Origin of the sequence: Kitasatospora sp. NPDC006697 (assembly GCF_042869935.1) — a bacterium.
Taxonomy (GTDB): Bacteria; Actinomycetota; Actinomycetes; order Streptomycetales; family Streptomycetaceae; genus Kitasatospora.
Map to the genome: position 1 here is coordinate 37,702 of NZ_JBIAGU010000035.1, position 20,048 is coordinate 57,749.

The 20,048-nt window shown below is 73.9% G+C and carries 16 protein-coding genes and 1 other RNA gene; 16 read left to right on the forward strand and 1 reads right to left on the reverse strand.

Annotation, left to right across the window (positions count from 1 at the left end; translation table 11 throughout):
- The first annotated feature begins 231 nt into the window (after positions 1 to 231).
- The 10 genes from ftsE to ACFYNO_RS34510 all read left to right on the forward strand — a co-directional run bounded on the left by ftsE (position 232) and on the right by ACFYNO_RS34510 (position 11,153).
- Positions 232 to 921 (forward strand): cell division ATP-binding protein FtsE, encoded by a 690-nt coding sequence (gene ftsE, locus ACFYNO_RS34465; protein ID WP_388021475.1) that lies wholly within the window; start codon positions 232 to 234, stop codon positions 919 to 921.
- A 53-nt stretch (positions 922 to 974) separates the two neighbouring features.
- Complete coding sequence (ftsX, locus tag ACFYNO_RS34470; RefSeq protein ID WP_388021476.1) at positions 975 to 1,889, forward strand: permease-like cell division protein FtsX; 915 nt, start codon at positions 975 to 977, stop codon at positions 1,887 to 1,889.
- 72 nt (positions 1,890 to 1,961) lie between these two features.
- Positions 1,962 to 3,101 (forward strand): S41 family peptidase, encoded by a 1,140-nt coding sequence (locus ACFYNO_RS34475; RefSeq protein WP_388021477.1) that lies wholly within the window; start codon positions 1,962 to 1,964, stop codon positions 3,099 to 3,101.
- Between the two features lie 45 nt (positions 3,102 to 3,146).
- Entirely contained in the window at positions 3,147 to 3,623 is a 477-nt protein-coding gene (gene smpB / locus ACFYNO_RS34480) for an SsrA-binding protein SmpB (protein WP_388021478.1), read from the forward strand.
- A gap of 80 nt (positions 3,624 to 3,703) precedes the next feature.
- Positions 3,704 to 4,999 carry an alpha/beta hydrolase gene (locus tag ACFYNO_RS34485; protein WP_388021479.1) on the forward strand — a complete coding sequence of 432 codons (1,296 nt, stop codon included), beginning with the start codon at positions 3,704 to 3,706 and terminating at the stop codon, positions 4,997 to 4,999.
- A gap of 82 nt (positions 5,000 to 5,081) precedes the next feature.
- Positions 5,082 to 5,453: a transfer-messenger RNA gene (gene ssrA, locus ACFYNO_RS34490) on the forward strand.
- Between the two features lie 175 nt (positions 5,454 to 5,628).
- On the forward strand, positions 5,629 to 7,929 hold the full coding sequence (locus ACFYNO_RS34495) for a HelD family protein (RefSeq protein ID WP_388021532.1): 2,301 nt from the start codon (positions 5,629 to 5,631) through the stop codon (positions 7,927 to 7,929).
- Positions 7,930 to 8,303: 374 nt separating this feature from the next.
- Positions 8,304 to 9,779, forward strand: coding sequence for an NAD-dependent malic enzyme (locus ACFYNO_RS34500; protein ID WP_388021480.1), 1,476 nt, complete (start codon positions 8,304 to 8,306; stop codon positions 9,777 to 9,779).
- Between the two features lie 504 nt (positions 9,780 to 10,283).
- Positions 10,284 to 10,565 (forward strand): HU family DNA-binding protein, encoded by a 282-nt coding sequence (locus ACFYNO_RS34505; RefSeq protein ID WP_145905962.1) that lies wholly within the window; start codon positions 10,284 to 10,286, stop codon positions 10,563 to 10,565.
- Between the two features lie 174 nt (positions 10,566 to 10,739).
- Positions 10,740 to 11,153: a hypothetical protein gene (locus ACFYNO_RS34510; protein WP_388021481.1), complete on the forward strand. Its 414-nt coding sequence runs from the start codon at positions 10,740 to 10,742 to the stop codon at positions 11,151 to 11,153.
- A gap of 72 nt (positions 11,154 to 11,225) precedes the next feature.
- Here ACFYNO_RS34510 and murA read toward each other — a convergent pair whose 3' ends face one another.
- Positions 11,226 to 12,572: a UDP-N-acetylglucosamine 1-carboxyvinyltransferase gene (murA, locus tag ACFYNO_RS34515; protein WP_388021482.1), complete on the reverse strand. Its 1,347-nt coding sequence runs from the start codon at positions 12,570 to 12,572 to the stop codon at positions 11,226 to 11,228.
- Between the two features lie 224 nt (positions 12,573 to 12,796).
- Here murA and ACFYNO_RS34520 point away from each other — a divergent pair, with 224 nt between their 5' ends.
- The 6 genes from ACFYNO_RS34520 (at position 12,797) to ACFYNO_RS34545 (ending at position 20,012) form a co-directional block, all read left to right on the forward strand.
- Positions 12,797 to 13,366 (forward strand): YqgE/AlgH family protein, encoded by a 570-nt coding sequence (locus tag ACFYNO_RS34520; RefSeq protein WP_388021483.1) that lies wholly within the window; start codon positions 12,797 to 12,799, stop codon positions 13,364 to 13,366.
- Between the two features lie 65 nt (positions 13,367 to 13,431).
- Positions 13,432 to 13,713 carry a DUF3039 domain-containing protein gene (locus tag ACFYNO_RS34525; protein ID WP_388021484.1) on the forward strand — a complete coding sequence of 94 codons (282 nt, stop codon included), beginning with the start codon at positions 13,432 to 13,434 and terminating at the stop codon, positions 13,711 to 13,713.
- A 51-nt stretch (positions 13,714 to 13,764) separates the two neighbouring features.
- Positions 13,765 to 15,372 (forward strand): beta-N-acetylhexosaminidase, encoded by a 1,608-nt coding sequence (locus ACFYNO_RS34530; RefSeq protein ID WP_388021485.1) that lies wholly within the window; start codon positions 13,765 to 13,767, stop codon positions 15,370 to 15,372.
- 304 nt (positions 15,373 to 15,676) lie between these two features.
- A complete protein-coding gene (locus ACFYNO_RS34535) occupies positions 15,677 to 16,555 on the forward strand; it encodes an FAD binding domain-containing protein (RefSeq protein ID WP_388021533.1) in 879 nt (292 codons plus the stop codon).
- Complete coding sequence (locus ACFYNO_RS34540) at positions 16,552 to 17,745, forward strand: 2Fe-2S iron-sulfur cluster-binding protein (RefSeq protein ID WP_388021486.1); 1,194 nt, start codon at positions 16,552 to 16,554, stop codon at positions 17,743 to 17,745. Before ACFYNO_RS34535 ends, ACFYNO_RS34540 begins: the two co-directional genes overlap by 4 nt.
- The gene (locus ACFYNO_RS34545) at positions 17,742 to 20,012 is read left to right on the forward strand and encodes a xanthine dehydrogenase family protein molybdopterin-binding subunit (RefSeq protein WP_388021487.1); all 2,271 of its coding nucleotides are present in this window, start codon (positions 17,742 to 17,744) and stop codon (positions 20,010 to 20,012) included. Before ACFYNO_RS34540 ends, ACFYNO_RS34545 begins: the two co-directional genes overlap by 4 nt.
- Positions 20,013 to 20,048 lie beyond the last annotated feature (36 nt).

Genomic DNA, 20,048 nt, shown 5'->3' on the forward strand with positions numbered 1-20,048 from the left:
CGGAACTCGGCCGACACTGGAGCGGCTGTGAAATGCCTCGCAATTTTCTGGTCATTACGGTACGGAACCGGACAATCCACCGAATGTTTCGTGGGCGTCCCCTGCGCGGCCCGGTGGCGGTCGCGTATGGTCCCAAGCCGGGGGAGACGGCCCGGGGCCGCTCCGCCCGCCCGCCCCCGCTCGGACAGCGGGGCCCGGGACTCCACCTAGGATGGCCTCCGTGATGCAGCCGTGATCAGATTCGACAACGTTTCCAAGACCTATCCCAAGCAGAACCGACCCGCCCTGTCGGAGGTCTCGCTGGAGATCGAGAAGGGCGAGTTCGTCTTCCTGGTCGGCTCCTCCGGCTCGGGCAAGTCGACCTTCCTGCGCCTGTGCCTGCGCGAGGAGCGCCCCTCCACCGGCGAGGTGCACGTGCTGGGCAAGGACCTGGGCAAGCTGTCCAACTGGAAGGTGCCCCACATGCGGCGCCAACTGGGCACCGTGTTCCAGGACTTCCGGCTGCTGCCGAACAAGACCGTGGCGCAGAACGTGGCGTTCGCGCTGGAGGTCATCGGCAAGCCGAAGGCCGCCATCAACAAGGTGGTGCCCGAGGTGCTCGACCTGGTCGGCCTCGGCGGCAAGGAGGACCGGATGCCCGGTGAGCTCTCCGGTGGTGAGCAGCAGCGCGTGGCGATCGCCCGGGCCTTCGTCAACCGCCCGATGCTGCTGATCGCGGACGAGCCGACCGGAAACCTGGACCCGCAGAACTCGGTCGGCATCATGAAGCTGCTGGACCGGATCAACCGCACCGGGACCACGGTGCTGATGGCCACGCACGACCAGGCCATCGTGGACCAGATGCGCAAGCGCGTCATCGAGCTGGACAAGGGTCTGCTGGTCCGTGACCAGACCCGCGGCGTCTACGGGTACCAGCACTAGCTCCCCGTCCGCCCCGCCGGTCCGCCAGCCCTGATCTTGGAGTATTGACAGCCATGCGCGCCCAGTTCGTCCTGTCGGAGATCGGTGTGGGTCTCCGCCGCAACCTCACCATGACCATCGCGGTCGTGGTCAGCGTCGCGCTCTCCCTCGCCCTCGCCGGCGCCAGCCTCCTCGTCCGCGACCAGGTCAACTCCATGAAGGGGTACTGGTACGACAAGGTCGAGGTGAGCATCTACTTCTGCACCAAGGCGGACGCCAAGACCGCCCCGCAGTGCGCCGACGGCGCCGCCACCGACGACGAGATCGCCGCCATCAAGGCCGGGCTGGACAAGCTCACGCCCACGGTGGTGAAGGCCTCGACCTTCGAGTCGCAGGGCGAGGCGTACAAGCACTGGAAGGACATGAACCCGGACAGTGCCCTGGTCTCGGTGCTCGGCGCCGACGCGATCCCGGCCTCCTGGCGGGTGAAGCTGGTCGACCCGACCCGGTACGACATCATCCAGAGCCAGTTCGCCGGCCAGAAGGGCGTGCGCTCGGTCGAGGACCAGCGCAAGATCCTGGAGAACCTGTTCGGTCTGCTCAACGGCCTGCAGACGGCGGCCTTCGTGATCATGCTGCTGATGCTCTCGGTGGCGCTGCTGCTGATCGTCAACACCGTCCGGGTCTCGGCCTTCAGCCGAAGGCGTGAGACCGGGATCATGCGACTGGTCGGCGCCTCCAACTTCTACGTGCAGATGCCGTTCATCGCGGAGGCGGCGTTCGCCGCGCTGCTGGGCGCGGTGCTGGCCTCCGGGCTGCTGCTGCTGGGCAACTTCGGCGTGCAGCACTGGCTGGCCAACCGGGTGCAGTTCATCCACTTCATCGGCCTCTCCTCGGTGCTGCAGGTGATCCCGCTGCTGATCGTGGCCGGTATGGGCATGGCGGCGGTCGCGGCCTTCCTGACCCTGCGCAAGTACCTGAAGGTCTGAGCGGGCGTCAGGGCCGGTGCGGTTCGGCCGAACGGCGGCCGGTCGGCCCGGCGGCCGCCTAGACTCCGGAGCATGACCGCAAGCTCGTGGCGGGCCGCCCGCCAGGGCGCCGGGCTGACCGTGCTGTTCGGCCTGCTGCTGGCCGGCGGCTCGGCGGCCGGCGCCTGGGGCGGCGCACTCGCCCCGCCGCCGGTGCGGCCGGAGTCGGTCGACGCGGTGCCCGCAGCCCTCTCCCCGGCCCAGGCCGAGCACCTGGTGGCCAGCGGCGCGGACCGCTGGGCCGCCTACTACAGCGCCCAGGACTACGCCGACTTCGCCCGCGGGCTGGACGGCGAGTACCTGGGCGTCGGCCTGGTGCTCGACCGGGCGCAGGACGGCGGCACGGTGATCGCCGAGGTGCCGGCCGGCTCGCCGGCCGACCGGGCCGGGGTCGCCGCCGGGGACCGGCTGCTCGCGGTGGACGGCACGGCCGTGGACCGGCTGCCGGTCACCGAGGTGGTGGCCCGGCTGCGCGGCCGCGGCGAGCAGGGCGCGCCCGCCCGTCCCGGTTCCACGGTGCAGCTGACGGTGCAGCGGCCCGGTGCCGCGGCCCGCCGGCTGACGGTGCGCCGGGCCGTGCTGGCCGCCCAGGACGTGGAGACCGACCGGCCCGCCGCCGGGGTGCTGCGGATCAGCGTGCACGCCTTCACCAGCGGAGTCGGCGAGCAGGTCAGGGACGCGCTGCGCGGCTCCAACGGCTACCGCGGGGTGCTGCTGGACCTGCGCGGCAACTCCGGCGGCCTGCTGGACGAGGCCGCCGCCTCCGCCTCCGCCTTCCTGGACGGCGGCCCGGTCGCCTCCTACCAGGTAGGGGACGGGCGGCGGGAGTTGACCGCCGCGCCCGGCGGGGACACCCGCACCCCGCTGGTGGTGCTGGTGGACGGCGGCACGATGAGCGCGGCCGAACTGCTGGCCGGAGCACTGCAGGACCGCTGCCGGGCGGTGCTGGTCGGCACCCGCACCTTCGGCAAGGGCACCGTGCAGGAGCCCAGCCGGCTGGCCGACGGCTCGGTGCTGGAGCGCACCGTGGGCCGCTACTTCACCCCCGCCGGGCGCTCGCCCGACGGCACCGGCCTGCTGCCCGACGTGCCGGCCACCGACCCGGCGGGAGCCGAGCGGCTGGCCCTGCAGGTGCTGGACGGCCTCGGGCCGGGTGCGACGGGCGGCCGGTAAAGCGGCTGCCGAGCACGGCCCCGAGATGCGAGAATGGCCGGTGCTATGGCAAAGGAAACGGGACAGAAGCTGATCGCGCAGAACAAGCGGGCGCGGCACGAGTACGCCATCCTCGACACCTACGAGTGCGGCATGGTGCTCACCGGCACCGAGGTGAAGTCGCTGCGCGAGGGCCGGGCCAACCTGGTCGACGGGTACGCCTACACCCAGGGCGGCGAGGTGTGGATCGACAACGTCTTCATCCCGGAGTACTTCCAGGGGACGTGGACCAACCACTCGGCGCGGCGCAAGCGCAAGCTGCTGCTGCACAAGATGGAGATCCGCAAGCTGGAGGCCAAGACCAAGGACGCCGGCCACACCCTGGTGCCGCTCTCGCTCTACTTCAAGGACGGCCGGGTCAAGCTGGAGCTGGCGCTCGCGGTCGGCAAGAAGCTCTACGACAAGCGGCAGACCCTGCGCGAGAAGCAGGACGCCCGGGAGACCGCCCGCGCGGTCGCCGCGGCCCGCCGCCGGCAGGGCTGACCGCCCGCTTCTGTCGCAGCTTCGTCCCAGCCCGGCCGGATCGCTGTCGGCCCGCCGGGTGATCAGTAGCATCGCGGAGCATGAACGTCTCGCTGCTGGACGGCTGGTTCCCCTGGACGCTGCAGGCGGCGGCGCTGGCCGCGCTGCTCGCGGCGGCCGGCTGGCGCGACCGCCGGTGGCGGCTGCGCCGGGCGCCGGTCGCGCTGGGGTCGGCGGTGGCCGGTACCGCCGTCTGCTGGCTGCTGGCCCGGACGGTGGGCGGGGTCACCGATCCGCTGCCGTTCACGCTCTGGCTCTGGGTGGGGCTGGCCCTGCTGGCGCTCGCCGTGCTGGCGGCCGGCTGGCGCGGGGCCCGCTGGTGGCGCCGGGCGCTGGCGCCGGTGGCGGCGCTGCTGGCGCTGGTCGCGGCGGCCAACGCGGTGAACTCCTTCACCGGCTACTTCCCGACCCTGGACGACGCGGTCGGCGAGCTGACCGGCTCGCCGCTGCCCCAGCAGGTGACGCTGGACCAGCTGCCCTCGCTGACCGGGCGCACCACCACCGGCCGGATCGTCCAGGTGGACATACCCGACACCGCCAGCGGCTTCGCGCACCGCTCCGAGCTGGTCTACCTGCCGCCGGCCTGGTTCCGCAGCCGGACCAGGCCCAAGCTGCCGGTGCTGGAGATGATCGGCGGCGAGTTCGCGGCGCCGGACAACTGGGTGCGGGCCGGCGACGCGGTGAAGACCGCCGACGCCTTCGCGGCCGGCCACGGCGGCTTCGCGCCGGTGCTGGTCTTCACCGACGCCACGGGCGGCTTCAAGGTGGACACCGAGTGCGTGGACGGCCTGGCCGGCAAGGCCGAGGACCACCTGGTCGAGGACATCCCGCCGTACGTGGAGAAGACCTTCGGCACCGCCACCGACCCGCGCAAATGGGGCGTGGTCGGCTGGTCGATGGGCGGCACCTGCGCGGTGGACCTCGCGGTGGAGCACCCGCAGGTCTTCACCCACTTCGAGGACATCTCCGGCGACCTCGGCCCGAACACCGGCGACAAGCAGCAGACCATCGAGAAGCTGTACGGCGGCGACGCGGCCGCCTGGGCCGCGCACGACCCGCTGACCGTGCTGGCCCACCACGCCAAGTACAAGAACGTCTCCGGCTGGTTCGAGAGCGGCGACGCCGAGGCCCGGCAGGGCGAGGAGGCCAGGCAGCTGAGCGCGGCGGCCCGCAAGGACGGCATCCGCACCCAGCTGACCGTGCAGCCCGGCCGGCACGTCTGGCAGTTCGCCTCGAGCGCCTTCGCCCAGGCGCTCCCCTGGCTGGCCCAGCAGCTCGGCACCCCCGGCCCGCACCAGGGCGCTCCCAGCGCTCCCTCGGCCACCCCCAAGGCTTAACCCGCTGGACCACCCCCGGCGCTCCGCGTACCATGGGCTCAGCACGACCGGCCCAGGCCGGTGCTGTTTCTCAACACAACATGGGGATGATCGGTTTCGACAGGGGACGTCGAAACAGGAGAAGCGAGCCGAGGAACGCGGCAATGATCTCGTTAACCATCTGTCGCAAAAAAATAATCGCCAATTCTAAGCGCGAGACCTTCGCGCTCGCTGCCTGAGCAGCGAGTAGCCAAGGAGTCAGACCGGGGAGTTCCCGACTCGGATCCTGGCTTAATCTAGGGAACTGAACCGTCCGCCCCGGTTACGGGGGAGGGCGGGAAATCAAACAGTAACTGGGCCCGTTGGCGGCTTGTCCGCGTGACTGCCAGGGCCGAGAAAAGCACAGCGGACTGCGCTCGGAGAAGTCCTGAATCCACTCCACTGGACCCGGGTTCGATTCCCGGCATCTCCACCGACCCATGTGCATGCGGGCCGCCTTCCAACCGGAGGGCGGCCTTCGTGTTTCCCGCCCCGTGCCGTAGGATCTTCTGTCCGCCGACTTTGGACGGTGGCGCTGAACCCACCGCATGACACGTACGACAGGGGCACCCTTGGGAGCGCACGGCAGACCGCCCGCAGCCGACACCCGTATCGCCGACCCCAGCCGCGCCGGCTCCGCCGCCGCGGCCGAGGGGCTGCGCGAGCGCGAGATCGCCGGTGAGCAGCGGCACCTCGACACCGTCTACCGGCGGCTGGAGGAGAAGCTGGCCGAGGCCGAGTACGTACTGGAGGACGCCGCCAAGCGGGTGCAGGTCGGCACCCCCGGCGCGCTCGCCGAACGGGACGCCCAGGTCTACCGGGCCGGGGCCCACCTCAACCGGCTGAACAACGAGTTCGAGGACTTCCTCTTCGGGCGGATCGACCTGCAGCAGGCCGACGCGCCCGAAGAGCACGGCATCCCCTCCTTCACCCCGCTGGACCCGGCCGACCCGCAGGTGGCGCAGACCCTGCACATCGGCCGGCTCGGGGTGCTGGACGCCGAGTTCGGCCCGCTGGTGATCGACTGGCGGGCTCCGGCCGCCGCGCCGTTCTACCGGGCCACCCCGCTGGAGCCGGGCCGGGTGCTGCGCCGCCGGGTGATCCGCTCCAAGGGCCGCAAGGTGATCGGGGTAGAGGACGACCTGCTCCGCCCCGACCTGGCTCCGGTGCTGGACGGCGAGGAGCTGGCGGTGATCGGCGACGGGGCCCTGATGGCCTCGCTGGGCCGGGCCCGCAGCCACAGCATGCGCGACATCGTCTCCTCGATCCAGAAGGAGCAGGACGAGGTGATCCGGGCGCCCGCCGCGGGCGCCACCCTGGTCACCGGCGGCCCCGGCACCGGCAAGACCGCGGTCGCCCTGCACCGGGCGGCCTTCCTGCTCTACCAGGACCGCCGCCGGTACGCGGGCGGCATCCTGGTGGTCAGCCCGACCCCGCTGCTGGTCTCCTACACCGAGGGCGTGCTGCCCTCGCTGGGCGAGGAGGGCCAGGTGGCGATCCGCGCGGTCGGCAGCCTGGTGGACGACATCGAGGCGACCCGCTACGACGCGCCGGAGGCGGCCCGGGTCAAGGGCTCCGACCGGATGGTCCAGCTGCTCCGCCGGGCCGCCCGGGCGGCCCTGGAGACGCACGCCCCCACCGAGCTGCGGGTGGTCGCCCGCGGCGAGGTGCTGCGGCTGGACGCGGACCGGCTGCGGGCCGTGCGCGGCCACGTGGTGGGCGGCGGCGGCACTCCGCTCAACCTCCTGCGCCCGCGGGCCCGCCGGCTGCTGCTGGACGCGCTCTGGGCCGAGGCGGTGCGCGACCTGCCGAAGCCGGGCGACCACTACGCCCGGGAGCAGCGCCAGGAGGAGAAGGAGGCGTTCGACGAGTTCGTCTCGGACGAGCAGCCGTTCCTGGACTTCCTGGAGGCCTGGTGGCCGGTGCTGACCCCGCGCGGGGTGCTGGCCACCCTGCGGCAGGCCAAGCACACCAACCGGATCGCCCGGCGCACCGTCACGCCCGAGGAGGCCCGGCTGCTGGCCGCCTCCTGGCGGCACCTGGACGGGCACGGCGCGGGGGCCGTGTCGGCGCACGACGTGGCGCTGCTGGACGAGCTGCAGCTGCTGCTCGGCGAGCCGGCCCGGCCCAGGGTCCGGGAGGTGGACGCGGTGGACCTGCTGACCGGCCTGGACGAGGTGACCACCTTCGCCGACCGCACCTCCCGCTCCCGGGAGAAGGCGCCGGTGGAGCGGACCGAGTACGCCCACGTGATCGTGGACGAGGCGCAGGACCTCACCCCGATGCAGTGGCGGATGATCGGCCGGCGCAGCCGCTCGGCCACCTGGACCATCGTCGGCGACCCGGCGCAGAGCTCCTGGCCGTTCCCGCAGGAGGCGCAGGCCGCGCTGGACGAGGTGCTGGGCTCCAAGCCGCGACGCCGCTACACACTGACCGTCAACTACCGGAACCCGGCCGAGATCGCCGAGGTGGCGGCCAAGGTACTGGCGCTCGCCGCGCCGGGCACGCCCTCGCCGCGCGCCGTGCGCTCGACCGGGACGGTGCCGCGGTTCGCCGCGGTGACCGACCCGGCGCCGGCCGCCTTCGCGGCGGCGGCCCGGGCCGAGCTGGTCCGGCTGCTGGAGGAGGTCGAGGGCACGGTGGCCGTGGTGGTGCCGATGGACCGCCGGGGCGAGGCGGCCGAGTGGGTGGCCGGACTGGGCGGCCGGGCGGTGGCGCTGGGCAGCCTGGAGGCCAAGGGCCTGGAGTACGACGCCACCGTGGTGGCCGACCCGACCGGTATCGCGGGCGAGTCGGAGGCGGGGCTGCGGGTGCTCTACGTGGCGCTGACCCGGGCCACCCAGCGGCTCACCGTGCTCTCCGGACCTGACGACCTGCCGGATGGCGAGGGCGTGCCGGCGCTGCTGCGCTAGCGGCTGACACCCCGTCAACGACTGTGGCCCCCACCGGAGGTGGGGGCCACAGTCGTACGTTGGTGACACCGACCCGCCATGCTCGCCTCGCGGCAAGTGGTCGCTCGAAGCGACTAAGGTTGGGCCCGGGGGCTTGGATCGAGCCGGTGTCCCGTCCAATGTAACCCATCGGCCCCGGGAGGCAATCCCCGGCGGCAGATTTCCCGTGGCGCGCCGGGTGAGCCGCAACCTCTCTTGTCGACTCCCTGCAATCAATGAACGTTATTTCTGACTTGCCCCTGGTCGGTGCGACGATCGAAGCCTAGGATGCGCGAGGCGACAGCTTCAACAAGTTGTTGAATCACGCATGGTTGAACACAGGAAGAAGGACGTCGATGGCGACGGTGCCCAGTGTCTCCAACTCGATCACGGTCCGGCTGGAGGTCCCGGCCAGCGGTGGGGCGGTCAGCAACATCACCACGGCCGTGGAGTCCTCCGGCGGCTCGGTGACCGGTCTGGACGTCACGGCCTCCGGCCTCGAGTCGCTGCGGATCGACGTGACGGTGGCCGCGGCCTCGGTGGCGCACGGCGAGGAGATCGTCGAGAAGCTGCGGGCGATCGACGGCGTGACCATCGGCAAGGTCTCCGACCGGACCTTCCTGATGCACCTCGGCGGCAAGATCGAGATGTCCTCGAAGCTGCCGATCCGCAACCGCGACGACCTCAGCATGATCTACACCCCGGGCGTGGCCCGGGTCTGCCTGGCGATCGCCGAGAACCCCGAGGACGCCCGCCGGCTCACCATCAAGCGCAACAGCGTCGCCGTGGTCACCGACGGCTCCGCGGTGCTGGGCCTGGGCAACATCGGCCCGCAGGCCGCGCTGCCGGTGATGGAGGGCAAGGCCGCGCTCTTCAAGCGGTTCGCCGGCATCGACGCCTGGCCGATCTGCCTGGACACCCAGGACGCCGACGAGATCGTCGCGATCGTCAAGGCGATCGCCCCCGGCTTCGCCGGGATCAACCTGGAGGACATCTCCGCGCCGCGCTGCTTCGAGATCGAGGCCCGGCTGCGCGAGGCCCTGGACATCCCGGTCTTCCACGACGACCAGCACGGCACCGCGATCGTGGTGCTGGCCGCGCTGACCAACGCGCTGCGGGTGGTCGGCAAGGAGATCGGCGAGATCCGGGTGGTGATGTCCGGGGCCGGCGCGGCCGGCACCGCGATCCTCAAGCTGCTGCTGGCGGCCGGCGTGGAGCACGCCACGGTCGCCGACGTGCAGGGCGTGGTCCACCAGGGCCGGGAGGACCTCGACGACTCGCTGCGCTGGATCGCCGAGCACACCAACCGCTCCGGCCGCACCGGCAGCCTCAAGGAGGCGGTGGCCGGCGCCGACGTCTTCATCGGCGTCTCGGCCCCGAACGTGCTGGACGGCGACGACATCGCCTCGATGGCCGACAAGGCGGTCGTCTTCGCGCTGGCCAACCCGGACCCGGAGGTCGACCCGGCGGTGGCCCGGCAGACCGCCGAGGTGGTGGCCACCGGCCGCAGCGACTTCCCCAACCAGATCAACAACGTGCTGGTCTTCCCGGGTGTCTTCCGCGGCCTGCTGGACGCGCAGAGCCGCACGGTCAACACCGAGATGATGATCGCCGCCGCCCGGGCGCTGGCCACCACGGTCACCGACGAGCAGCTGAACCCCAACTACATCATCCCCAGCGTCTTCCACCCGGACGTGGCCAAGACGGTTGCCGCGGCCGTCCGGGAGGCCGCGCTGGCGGCCGGCGGTTCGGGCGAGACCGTGCCCTCCCGGCCCACTCCGGGCATCGTCGGCACGCTGGACACCTCGGCTTTCCCGGTCGTCAAGCTCTAGGACAACCTGTCCCCCCGGGGCGGTATCCGGTCGATCAGCTGGCCGAATACCGCCCCCGCCGCTGCCCGCGGGTCCCCAGCCCTTGCGACACAAGGGCTGGGGCGTGTTTGGGCTTGTCCGTGTCAGGGCGTACGGTAGCCCTGCGCGGGGCAGGCGTGTCCGACAAGTACGGAACGTCCCCCGACGACTCGGCGAGTCGCTTCCGATCGCCGCCCGCGCCGGTCCGCCGGTGCCGACGGAGCGTCACAGCTGCGTGGGGAGGGCGCCGTTCGGGGTGGACGTCCGAGGTCCGATTGGCTTTCTCAGGGCCGGTAAGGGCAGGATTCGTCTCCAGGCAGGCACGTGGCAGGACTGACACGATGCGCGGCCCGGGGCACGAGGCCGGGCCCCTACCACCAGCAGCCTGACGAGCACGGTGCCGACCAGCGGCCCCAGCCGGGTGGCCCCGGAGGGACGGACCGATGGGCCCCCGCGCACCGCAACGAACAGACCACAGGAGTACACATGAACCGCAGTGAGCTGGTGGCCGCTCTGGCCGACCGCGCCGAGGTGACCCGCAAGGACGCCGACGCCGTTCTGGCGGCCTTCGCCGAGGTCGTTGGCGAGGTCGTGGCCAAGGGTGACGAGAAGGTCACCATCCCCGGCTTCCTGACCTTCGAGCGCACCCACCGCGCTGCCCGCACCGCGCGCAACCCGCAGACCGGTGAGCCGATCCAGATCGCGGCCGGCTACAGCGCCAAGGTGAGCGCCGGCTCCAAGCTGAAGGAAGCCGCCAAGGGCGTCTGATCCGCGGGCCGGGGCGACCCGGCGCGCGGTCATGAGGCAGGTGTCCCCGAGTGGGGCACCTGCCTCTGTCGTTCCCGGGGGAGAGGCCCGACCCCCCGTCCGGCGGGGGTGTGCCGGGGGGTTTCATCCTCCCGACGCATCGTCAGCGGGCCGCCGCTCTGGAAGGCTCGCAGCATGAGCAACCGGACCCAGACACCCGCGCCGCGGCGGCGGCTGCGCAAGGTCGCCGGCCTCGGCCTGGCGGCCGGGGCGGTGGCCGGGCTGATGTACCTGCTGCCCGCCGCGCCGTCCGCCGACGCAGCCACCGCCGGCTCGCACCCGGCCCCGGCCGGCGACCGGGCCGCCGCCGGGGCGGCCCAGCAGGCCGGGCAGGACCTGCTCGGGATGCTGCACTGGCCCGGCACCGGCGGCGGCCACCGGGACCCGGCGGGCGCGCGGCCCGGCGGCCACCCAAAAGCCCCGGGGCGAGCGCCCGCCCAGCAGGTCGACAGCGTCCCTGGGACGCCGCCCGGCGGTGCCGGCGCCGCCCCCCGGACGGGCACCGGGTCGACCGGCTCTGGCTGCTGCTCCGCTGCCGCTGACCGCTGACCCGGGAGTACGGACGCGACGGGGCCGCCCCTCTCCAGGAGAGGGGCGGCCCCGTCGCGGGTGCGGGTGCGGTCAGACCGCGGAGAGCAGCGCCTGCTCGCTGGGCAGCTCCACGTGCGCGCCGAGCGCCCGCAGCTTCTCCAGGAAGTTCTCGTAGCCCCGGTTGATCAGCGAGATCCCGTGCACCGTGGAGGTGCCCTCCGCGGCCAGCGCCGCGATCAGGTAGGAGAAGCCGCCGCGCAGGTCCGGGATCACCAGCTCGCCGCCGAGCAGCTTGGACGGGCCGGAGACCACCGCGGAGTGCAGGAAGTTGCGCTGCCCGAACCGGCACGGGGTGCCGCCCAGGCACTCGCGGTAGAGCTGGATGTGCGCGCCCATCTGGTTCAGCGCCGAGGTGAAGCCCAGCCGCGACTCGTACACCGTCTCGTGCACGATGGACAGGCCGGCCGCCTGGGTCAGCGCCACCACCAGCGGCTGCTGCCAGTCGGTCTGGAAGCCGGGGTGCACGTCGGTCTCCAGTGCGATGGCGTTCAGCTCGCCGCCCGGGTGCCAGAAGCGGATGCCCTCGTCGTCCACCGCGAAGGCGCCGCCGACCTTCCGGAAGGTGTTGAGGAAGGTCATCATCTCCAGCTGGCGGGCGCCGCGGACGTAGATGTCGCCCTTGGTGGCGAGCGCCGCGCAGGCCCAGGAGGCGGCCTCCAGCCGGTCCGGCAGGGCCCGGTGCTCGTAGCCGCCGAGCGAGTCCACCCCGGTGATCAGGATGGTCCGGTCGGTGCCCATCGAGATGATCGCGCCCATCTTCTGCAGCACGCAGATCAGGTCGACGATCTCCGGCTCGATGGCCGCGTTGCGCAGCTCGGTGTCGCCCTCGGCCAGCACCGCGGCGAGCAGCACCTGCTCGGTCGCGCCGACCGAGGGGTAGGGCAGCTCGATCCTGGTGCCGCGCAGCCGCTGCGGGGCGGTCAGGTAGGTGCCCTGCGGGTGCTTCTCGATGGTGGCGCCGAACCGGCGCAGCACGTCGAAGTGGAAGTCCACCGGCCGGCCGCCGATGTCGCAGCCGCCCAGGCCCGGGATGAAGGCGTGGCCGAGCCGGTGCAGCAGCGGGCCGCAGAACAGGATCGGGATCCGGGAGGAGCCCGCGTGCGCGTCGATGTCGGCGACGTTGGCGCTCTCGACGTGCGAGGGGTCGAGGATGAGCTCGCCCTCCTCGTCGCCGCTGCGCACCGTGACACCGTGAAGCTGCAGCAGACCGCGCACCACCTTGACGTCACGGATGTCCGGAACGTTGCGCAGTCTGCTGGGGCCCTGGCCGAGCAGGGCGGCCACCATCGCCTTGGGCACCAGGTTCTTGGCGCCGCGGACGCGGATCTCGCCTTCCAGCGGGTTTCCGCCGTGGACCAGCAGGACGTCGTCGGTCATCGTTCTCGCAATCGGGGGTTCGCAGCCATGGCTCGGGCGCCACCTTCGGTAGATGGTAGTAGGAGGTTGTTCGGTTCCATTCCCCACGCAGGGTGATCATGCTCTCTCCGGGTGGAACCGCCGACGACGGTCATCCGAACGGCTGAGCGAATCGGTGTGGGAGGTTTCGCCGCCGCGACCGTGTTCTGGTGTCCGTACGGTGCGTGCTGGGGGATCATGTGGGCATGACCGCGGCCCCCTCGCACACCGGCCGCCTGCTCGTGGCGACCCCCGTGCTCACCGACCCGAACTTCGCCCGGTCGGTGGTGCTGCTGCTCGACCACGACGAGCAGGGCGCGCTCGGCGTGGTGCTGAACCGGCCCACCCCGGTGGAGGTCGGCGAGGTGCTGGACGGCTGGGCCGAGCTGGCCGGCAGCCCCCCGGTGGTGTTCCAGGGCGGCCCGGTCGGGCTGGACTCGGCGCTCGCCGTCGCCGTGGTGCCCGGCGAGCCCGGGCCCGAGGAGCCGCTCGGCTGGCGCCGGGTGCACGGCGCGATCGGGCTGGTCGACCTGGAGGCGCCGCCGCAGGTGCTGGCCGGCGAGCTGGGCGCGCTGCGGGTCTTCGCCGGCTACGCGGGCTGGACGCCCGGGCAGCTGGAGGACGAGATCGCCGAGGGCGCCTGGTACCTGGTGGACGCCGAGCCGGGCGACATCTCCGCCCCGCGGCCGGAGGGCCTGTGGCGGGCGGTGCTGCGCCGGCAGACCGGGGCGCTGGCGATGCTGGCCACCTATCCGGAGGACCCCACGCTCAACTGAGCGGAGGCGTTCGGGGTGGGCCGTCCGGCCCCGTTTCGGCCGCCGCCCCCATAGACTTGGCCCCCATGAGCACTCTTGAGCCCGAGCGCGGCCTCGGTACCGGCACCCTGGTCGAGCCCGTCCCGCAGGTGTCCAACGGCGACGGCGACCACGAGCGCTTCGCGCACTACGTCCAGAAGGACAAGATCATGGAGAGCGCGCTCTCCGGCTCCCCGGTGGTCGCGCTCTGCGGCAAGGTCTGGGTGCCCGGGCGCGACCCGAAGAAGTACCCGGTCTGCCCGATGTGCAAGGAGATCTACGACGGCATCGGCGCCGGCGGCGACAAGGGCGGCGATCAGGGCAAGTAGGCCCCTGATTGGTCTATGCCACTGCCGGAGGTGCGGGGCAGGATGGTCCGCATGGACCTGATCCCCGCACCGTCCGCGGTCCGGCTGGACCCGCACCGCACCCTGCCGCTCGGGCCGGAGACCACGCTGGCCGGCGGCCCCGGCACCGAGGCCGCCGAGCGGTGGCTGCGCGCCGTGCTCGGCGCCGCCACCGGGCTGGCGCTGGCCCCGGCCGACGACCCGCGGATCGAGCTGCGCCTCGACCCCGGGCTGGCCCCCGAGCAGTACCGGATCACCATCGACCCCGAGCGCGCGCTGCTCGCGGCCGGCGGGCCCGGCGGCCTGCACTGGGCCGCCGAGACGCTGCGCCAGCTGCTCGGCCCCGAGGCCTTCCGCCGCGCCCCGCTGCGCCGCACCGGCTGGGCGCTGCCGCTGGGCGAGATCGCCGACGCGCCGCGGTTCGGCTGGCGCGGGATGCTGATCGACACCGCCCGGCACTTCCTGCCCAAGCCCGACCTGCTGCGCTACGTGGACCTGCTGGCCGCGCACAAGCTCAACGTGCTGCACCTGCACCTGACCGACGACCAGGGCTGGCGGTTCGAGGTCAGGCGCTACCCCCGGCTGACCGAGGCCGGCTCCTGGCGGACCCACTCGATGGTGGGGTTCCGGGACGGGCAGCGCTGGGACGACAAGCCGCACGGCGGCTTCTACACCCAGGACGACCTGCGCGAGCTGGTGGCCTACGCGGCCGACCGGGGGATCACGGTGGTCCCGGAGATCGACCTGCCGGGCCACAACCAGGCCGCCATCGCCGCCTACCCCGAGCTGGGCAACACCGACGTGGTGGACACCGCGGCGCTCGGGGTGTGGACCGGCTGGGGCGTCAGCAGCCATGTGCTCAACCCCTCCGACGCCACCCTGGCCTTCTTCGAGGGTGTGCTGGAGGAGCTGCTGGAGGTCTTCCCGTCCGAGTTCGTGCACATCGGCGGCGACGAGTGCCCCAAGGACGAGTGGCGGGCCAGCCCGGCCGTCCAGGCCCGGATCAAGGAGCTCGGCCTGCGCGACGAGGACGAGCTGCAGAGCTGGATGATCCGGCACTTCGACCGCTGGCTGGCCGACCGCGGCCGCCGGCTGATGGGCTGGGACGAGATCCTGGAGGGGGGCCTTGCCCCCGGCGCGGCGGTCTCCTCCTGGCGCGGCTTCGCCGGCGGGATCGCCGCCGCGCGGGCCGGGCACCAGGTGGTGATGTGCCCCGAGCAGCACGTCTACCTGGACCACCGGCAGGGGGCCGGACCGGAGGAGCCGATCCCGGTGGGCTACGTGCGCACCCTGGAGGACGTCTACCGGTTCGAGCCGGTGCCGGCCGAGCTGGACGAGCGGAGCGCCCGTCAGGTGATCGGCACTCAGGCCACGCTCTTCACCGAGTTCGCCGAGAACCCGCGCGAGATGGACTTCCGGGCCTTCCCGCGGCTGGCCGCGCTCGCCGAGGTGGCCTGGTCCGCGCTGCCCGCCGACCCGGCCGCGCGCGACTGGCCCGGCTTCGAGCGCAGGACGGCCGCGCACCTGGCCCGGCTGGACGCGCTCGGCGTCGAGTACCGGCCGCTCACCGGGCCCAGGCCCTGGCAGCAGTGGCCGGGCGTGGTCGGCCGCCCGCTGGACGGCCCGCCGCCGCGCCGCTGACGGGGCGCCAGGACGGGGCGCCAGGACGGGCCGGGAACCCGGCGGGCGCCCGGCTCGTCATGATCGTCAGGGGCGGTGCGGCGCCCGCCCGCCGCCCCGCGCGCGGCCCGATCGCGGGGTGTGCCAGAGTTGCCCGACCGACGGGCGGCTTCAGTTCGGCAGCCCGGGCCCGTACTCTACGGGCGGTACCGCGCGCAGCGGTGCCAGGCGGGCCGGCCGGTCGACGTCCGGCCGGGACGGCTGCCCGGGCCGGGCGCAGCCCAGGAGAGTGGAGCATGGTGGGACCCAGGTGAATCGGACGATCATGCTGCCGACCTCCCTGGAGGAGGCCGTCGAGGCTCTGGGCACCCATCCCGCCGCCGTGCCGGTGGCCGGCGGGACCGACCTGATGGAGGCGGTGAACGCCGGACGGGTCCGCCCGGCCGCGCTGCTCGGCCTCGGTCGGATCACCGAACTGCGCGGCTGGCGCTACGAGGACGGCGGCACCGCGGTGCTCGGCGCCGGCCTGACCCTGGCCCGGATGGACCGCCCCGACTTCGCCGCGCTGATCCCGGCGCTGGCCGACGCCGCCCGCACCGCCGGGCCGCCGCAGACCCGCAACGTCGGCACCCTGGGCGGCAACATCGCCACCGCCGCGCCGGCCGGGGACACCCTGCCGGTGCTGGCCGCGCTGGAGGCCGTGGTCACCCTGGCCCGGCCCGGCGGCCACCGCGAGGTGCCGGTCAGCCACCTGCTCACCGGCCTGGACCCGATCCGGCCCGGCGAACTGCTCACCTGGGTCCGGGTGCCGCTGCTGCACGCCCCGCAGGTCTTCGTGAAGGCCACCGGCCGCGGCGGGCCGGCCCGGGCCACCGCCTCGGTGGCGCTGGTGCTGGACCCGGCCCGGCGCGGCGTGCGCTGCGCGGTCGGCGCGGTGGCGCCGGTGCCGCTGCGGCCGCTGGAGGCCGAGGCCTGGGTGGCCGGCTGCATCGACTGGTCGGCCCGCGGCGAGGACGGCGCCCGGACCATCGACCCGGCCGCGGCCGCCGCCTTCGGCGAGTACGTGGCCACCGCCTGCGTGCCGGACGCCTACGGCGCCGAGCCGGGCGGGCTGCGGCCGGAGGGGCCGACCGCGGCCGCCACCGCACTACGGCGTACCGTGGCGGTGCTGGCCCGCCGAGCGCTGGGGAGGGCACTGAAGTGACGGCCGAGGGGATCGCCCAGATGGCGACCGATCCGACGATGCACCCCGCCCAGCTGGGCGACGGGCGGCCCACCGCCTCCTACACCCTGCGGGTGAACGGCTTCGAACGGCCCGTCACCGACGCCTGGATCGGCGAGAGCCTGCTCTACGTGCTGCGCGAGCGGCTGGGCCTGGCCGGCGCCAAGAACGGCTGCGAGCAGGGCGAGTGCGGGGCCTGCTCGGTGCAGGTGGACGGGCAGCTGGTGGCCGGCTGCCTGGTGCCCGCCGCGCTCGCCGCGGACAGCGAGATCTCCACCGTGGAGAGCCTGTCGGCGGCCGGCTCGGTCAGCGACGTGCAGCAGGCGCTGGCCGACTCCGGCGCCGTGCAGTGCGGCTACTGCACGCCCGGGATGGCGATGGCGGTGCACGACCTGCTGCAGCGCAACCACCGGCCGACCGAGGTGGAGGCCCGCCAGGCGCTCTGCGGCAACCTGTGCCGCTGCACCGGCTACCGCAGCGCGCTGGCGGCCGTGCAGACCGTCGCCGACGGGCGGGCCGCGGCGCTGCTGGCGGCCGAGGAGGCCGACGCGGCCAAGGCGGAGGCCGCCAAGGCCCGGGCGCAGGCCCCGGCCCCGGCGGTTGACGGGCCGTCGGGCGGCCCCGAGCAGGGCGACGCCGGCGAGCCGGCCGACCCGCCGGTCTACCAGGACGCCTGGAGCGGCACCCAGACCGCCGGCGAGGTGCCGATCTTCGAGGCCGAGGACGGCTGGATCAGCGCCGAGGAGGCCGTCGCGCCCGGCGTCACCGCGGCCGGCACCGGCCTCGGGGTGATCCCGCCGCAGGGCTACCCCGGCGGCTACCAGCAACACGGCTACCCGCCGGCGCCGGAGGCGGTCTACGAGCCGACCCCCGCGCACGGCACCCCGACCGCCCCGTTCGAGGGCACCCCGGCCCAGGGCACCCCGTACGAGCCGACGCCCGCGCACGGCACCCCCTACCCCGGCCCCGGCTTCGACCAGGCCCAGCCGCCCTACCCGTACGCCGAGCCGGTCTACCCGGGCCCCGGCTACGACCCGGCGGGCGGGCACGGCACCCCGGCGCACGGCGTGCCGGCCGGCCCGTTCGACGGGCCCGTCTACGAGACCGCTCCCGGCACGCCCGAGGCGGGCACGCCCGCCCACGGCCTCCTCCCCGAGGACGACCGCGCATGACCGACCAGCTCGACCGCACCGCCGAGGCGGGCGCCGCGCCGGCCTTCGGCCTGGGCAGCTCGCCGCTGCGCAGCGACGCCCTGCCCAAGGCGCTCGGCATCTACCCGTACGCCGCCGACCTGTGGGCCGAGGGACTGCTCTGGGGCGCGGTGCTGCGCTCGCCGCACCCGCACGCCCGGATCGCCGGGATCGACACCTCGGCCGCGCTGGCCGTGCCCGGGGTGCACGCGGTGGTGACCGCCGCCGACCTGCCCGCCGCCGAGGAGAGCGACCGCCCGGTGCTGGCCGCCGGGGTGGTCCGCCACCACGGCGAGCCGGTGGCCGCGGTGGCCGCCGACCACCCGGACACCGCCCGGCTGGCCGCCTCGCTGATCGTGGTCGACTACCAGCTGCTGGAGCCGCTGACCGACCCCGAGCAGGCCTTCAACGGCCCGGCCCTGCACCCCAGCGGCAACCTGCTGCGCCACCTCCCGCTGCGCCGCGGCGACCAGGAGGTGGTCGGCGAGGTGGTGGTCGAGGGGCTCTACCAGGTCGGCCGGCAGGACCCGGCGCCGATCGGGGCCGAGGCCGGGCTGGCCGTGCCGCGCCCGGACGGCGGGGTCGAGCTGCACCTGTCCTCCACCGACCCGCACGGCGACCGGCGGCGGGTCGCGGCCCGGCTCGGCCTGGAGCAGGACCGGGTGCGGCTGGTGGTGACCGGCGTGCCGGGCGCCACCGCGGACCGCGAGGACCTGTCCTTCCAGGTGGTGCTGGCGCTGCTGGCGGTCCGTTCGGGCCGGCCGGTCAAGATGGTGCTGACCCGGGAGGAGTCCTTCCAGGCGCACGCCGCCCGGCACCCGGCGCTGCTGCGCTACCGCCACCACGCCGACGCCCAGGGCAAGCTGGTCAAGGTCGAGGCGCAGATCCTGCTGGACGGCGGCGCCTACGCGGACGCCTCGGCCGAGTCGTTGGCCGCCGCCACCGCCTTCGCGGTCGGCCCGTACGTCTGCCCGAACGTCTCGGTGGACGCCTGGGCGGTGCGCACCAACAACCCGCCGGCCGGCCGGATGCGCGGTGAGGGCGCGCTGCAGTCCTGCTTCGCGCACGAGTCGCAGCTGGACCTGCTGGCCGCCCGGCTCGGCCTGGACCCGCTGGAGATCCGCCGCCGCAACGCGATGGCCACCGGCGACGCGCTGCCCACCGGACAGGCCGTCACCTGCCCGGCGCCGGTGGCCGCGCTGCTGGACGCGGTGGCCGAGGTGCCGCTGCCCGCGCTGCCGCTGGACGAGCCGGACACCGACTGGCTGCTGCCCGGCGGCCCGGGCGGGGCCGGCGACCCGGCCGCGGTGCGGCGCGGGATCGGCTACGCGGTCGGCATGGTGCACATGCTGGGCGCCGAGGGCGCCGACGAGGTCTCCACCGCCACCGTCCGGGTGAGCGGCGACCACGCGACGGTGATCTGCGCGGCGGTGGACGCCGGGCAGGGCTTCGCGACGCTGGCCCGGCAGATCGTGCAGAGCGTGCTCGGGGTCGGCGAGGTCTACGTGGCGCCGGTGGACAGCGACCAGTCGATCGCCGGCCCGTCGGCCCGCGGCCGGCACACCTGGGTCTCCGGCGGGGCGGTGGAGCGGGCCGCGCTGATGGTCCGCCACCAGCTACTGGCGCCGATCGCGGCCGACTTCGGCATGTCGGTGGAGCTGCTGTCGATCGCCGACGGCAAGATCACCTCCTACGACGGGGTGCTCGGCATGCCGGTCACCGAGGCGCTGGAGGGCAAGGAGCTCTGGGCGACGGCGCAGTGCCGCCCGCACCCGACCGAGCCGCTGGACGAGGCCGGCCAGGGCGACGCCTTCGTCTCGATCGCGTTCTGCGCGATGCGCGCGGTGGTGGACGTGGACATCGAGCTGGGCGCCGTACGGGTGGTCGACGTGACGGTGGCCCAGGACGTGGGCCGGGCGCTGAACCCGGGTCAGATCGAGGACCGGATCGAGGCCGCGGTGGCCCAGGGCGTCGGCACGGCGCTGCTGGAGGACCTGCGGACGGCCGGCGGGGTGCTGCTCAACCCCTCGCTGACCGGCTACCGGCTGCCCACCGCGCTGGACACGCCGGACGTGCGGATCGCCAAGCTGGTGGAGGAGCGGGACGTGGTCGCCACCTTCGGGGCCAAGGCGGTCAGCGCGGTGCCGGCCGTGGTGGCGCCGGCCGCGGTGGCGGCGGCGGTGCGGGCGGCCACCGGGCTGCCGGTCGGGCGGCTGCCGATCCCGCCGCAGGACGCGGTGGTGGGCTGAGCACGGGTCCCGGGAATTCCCGGGAACTGTTTTCGG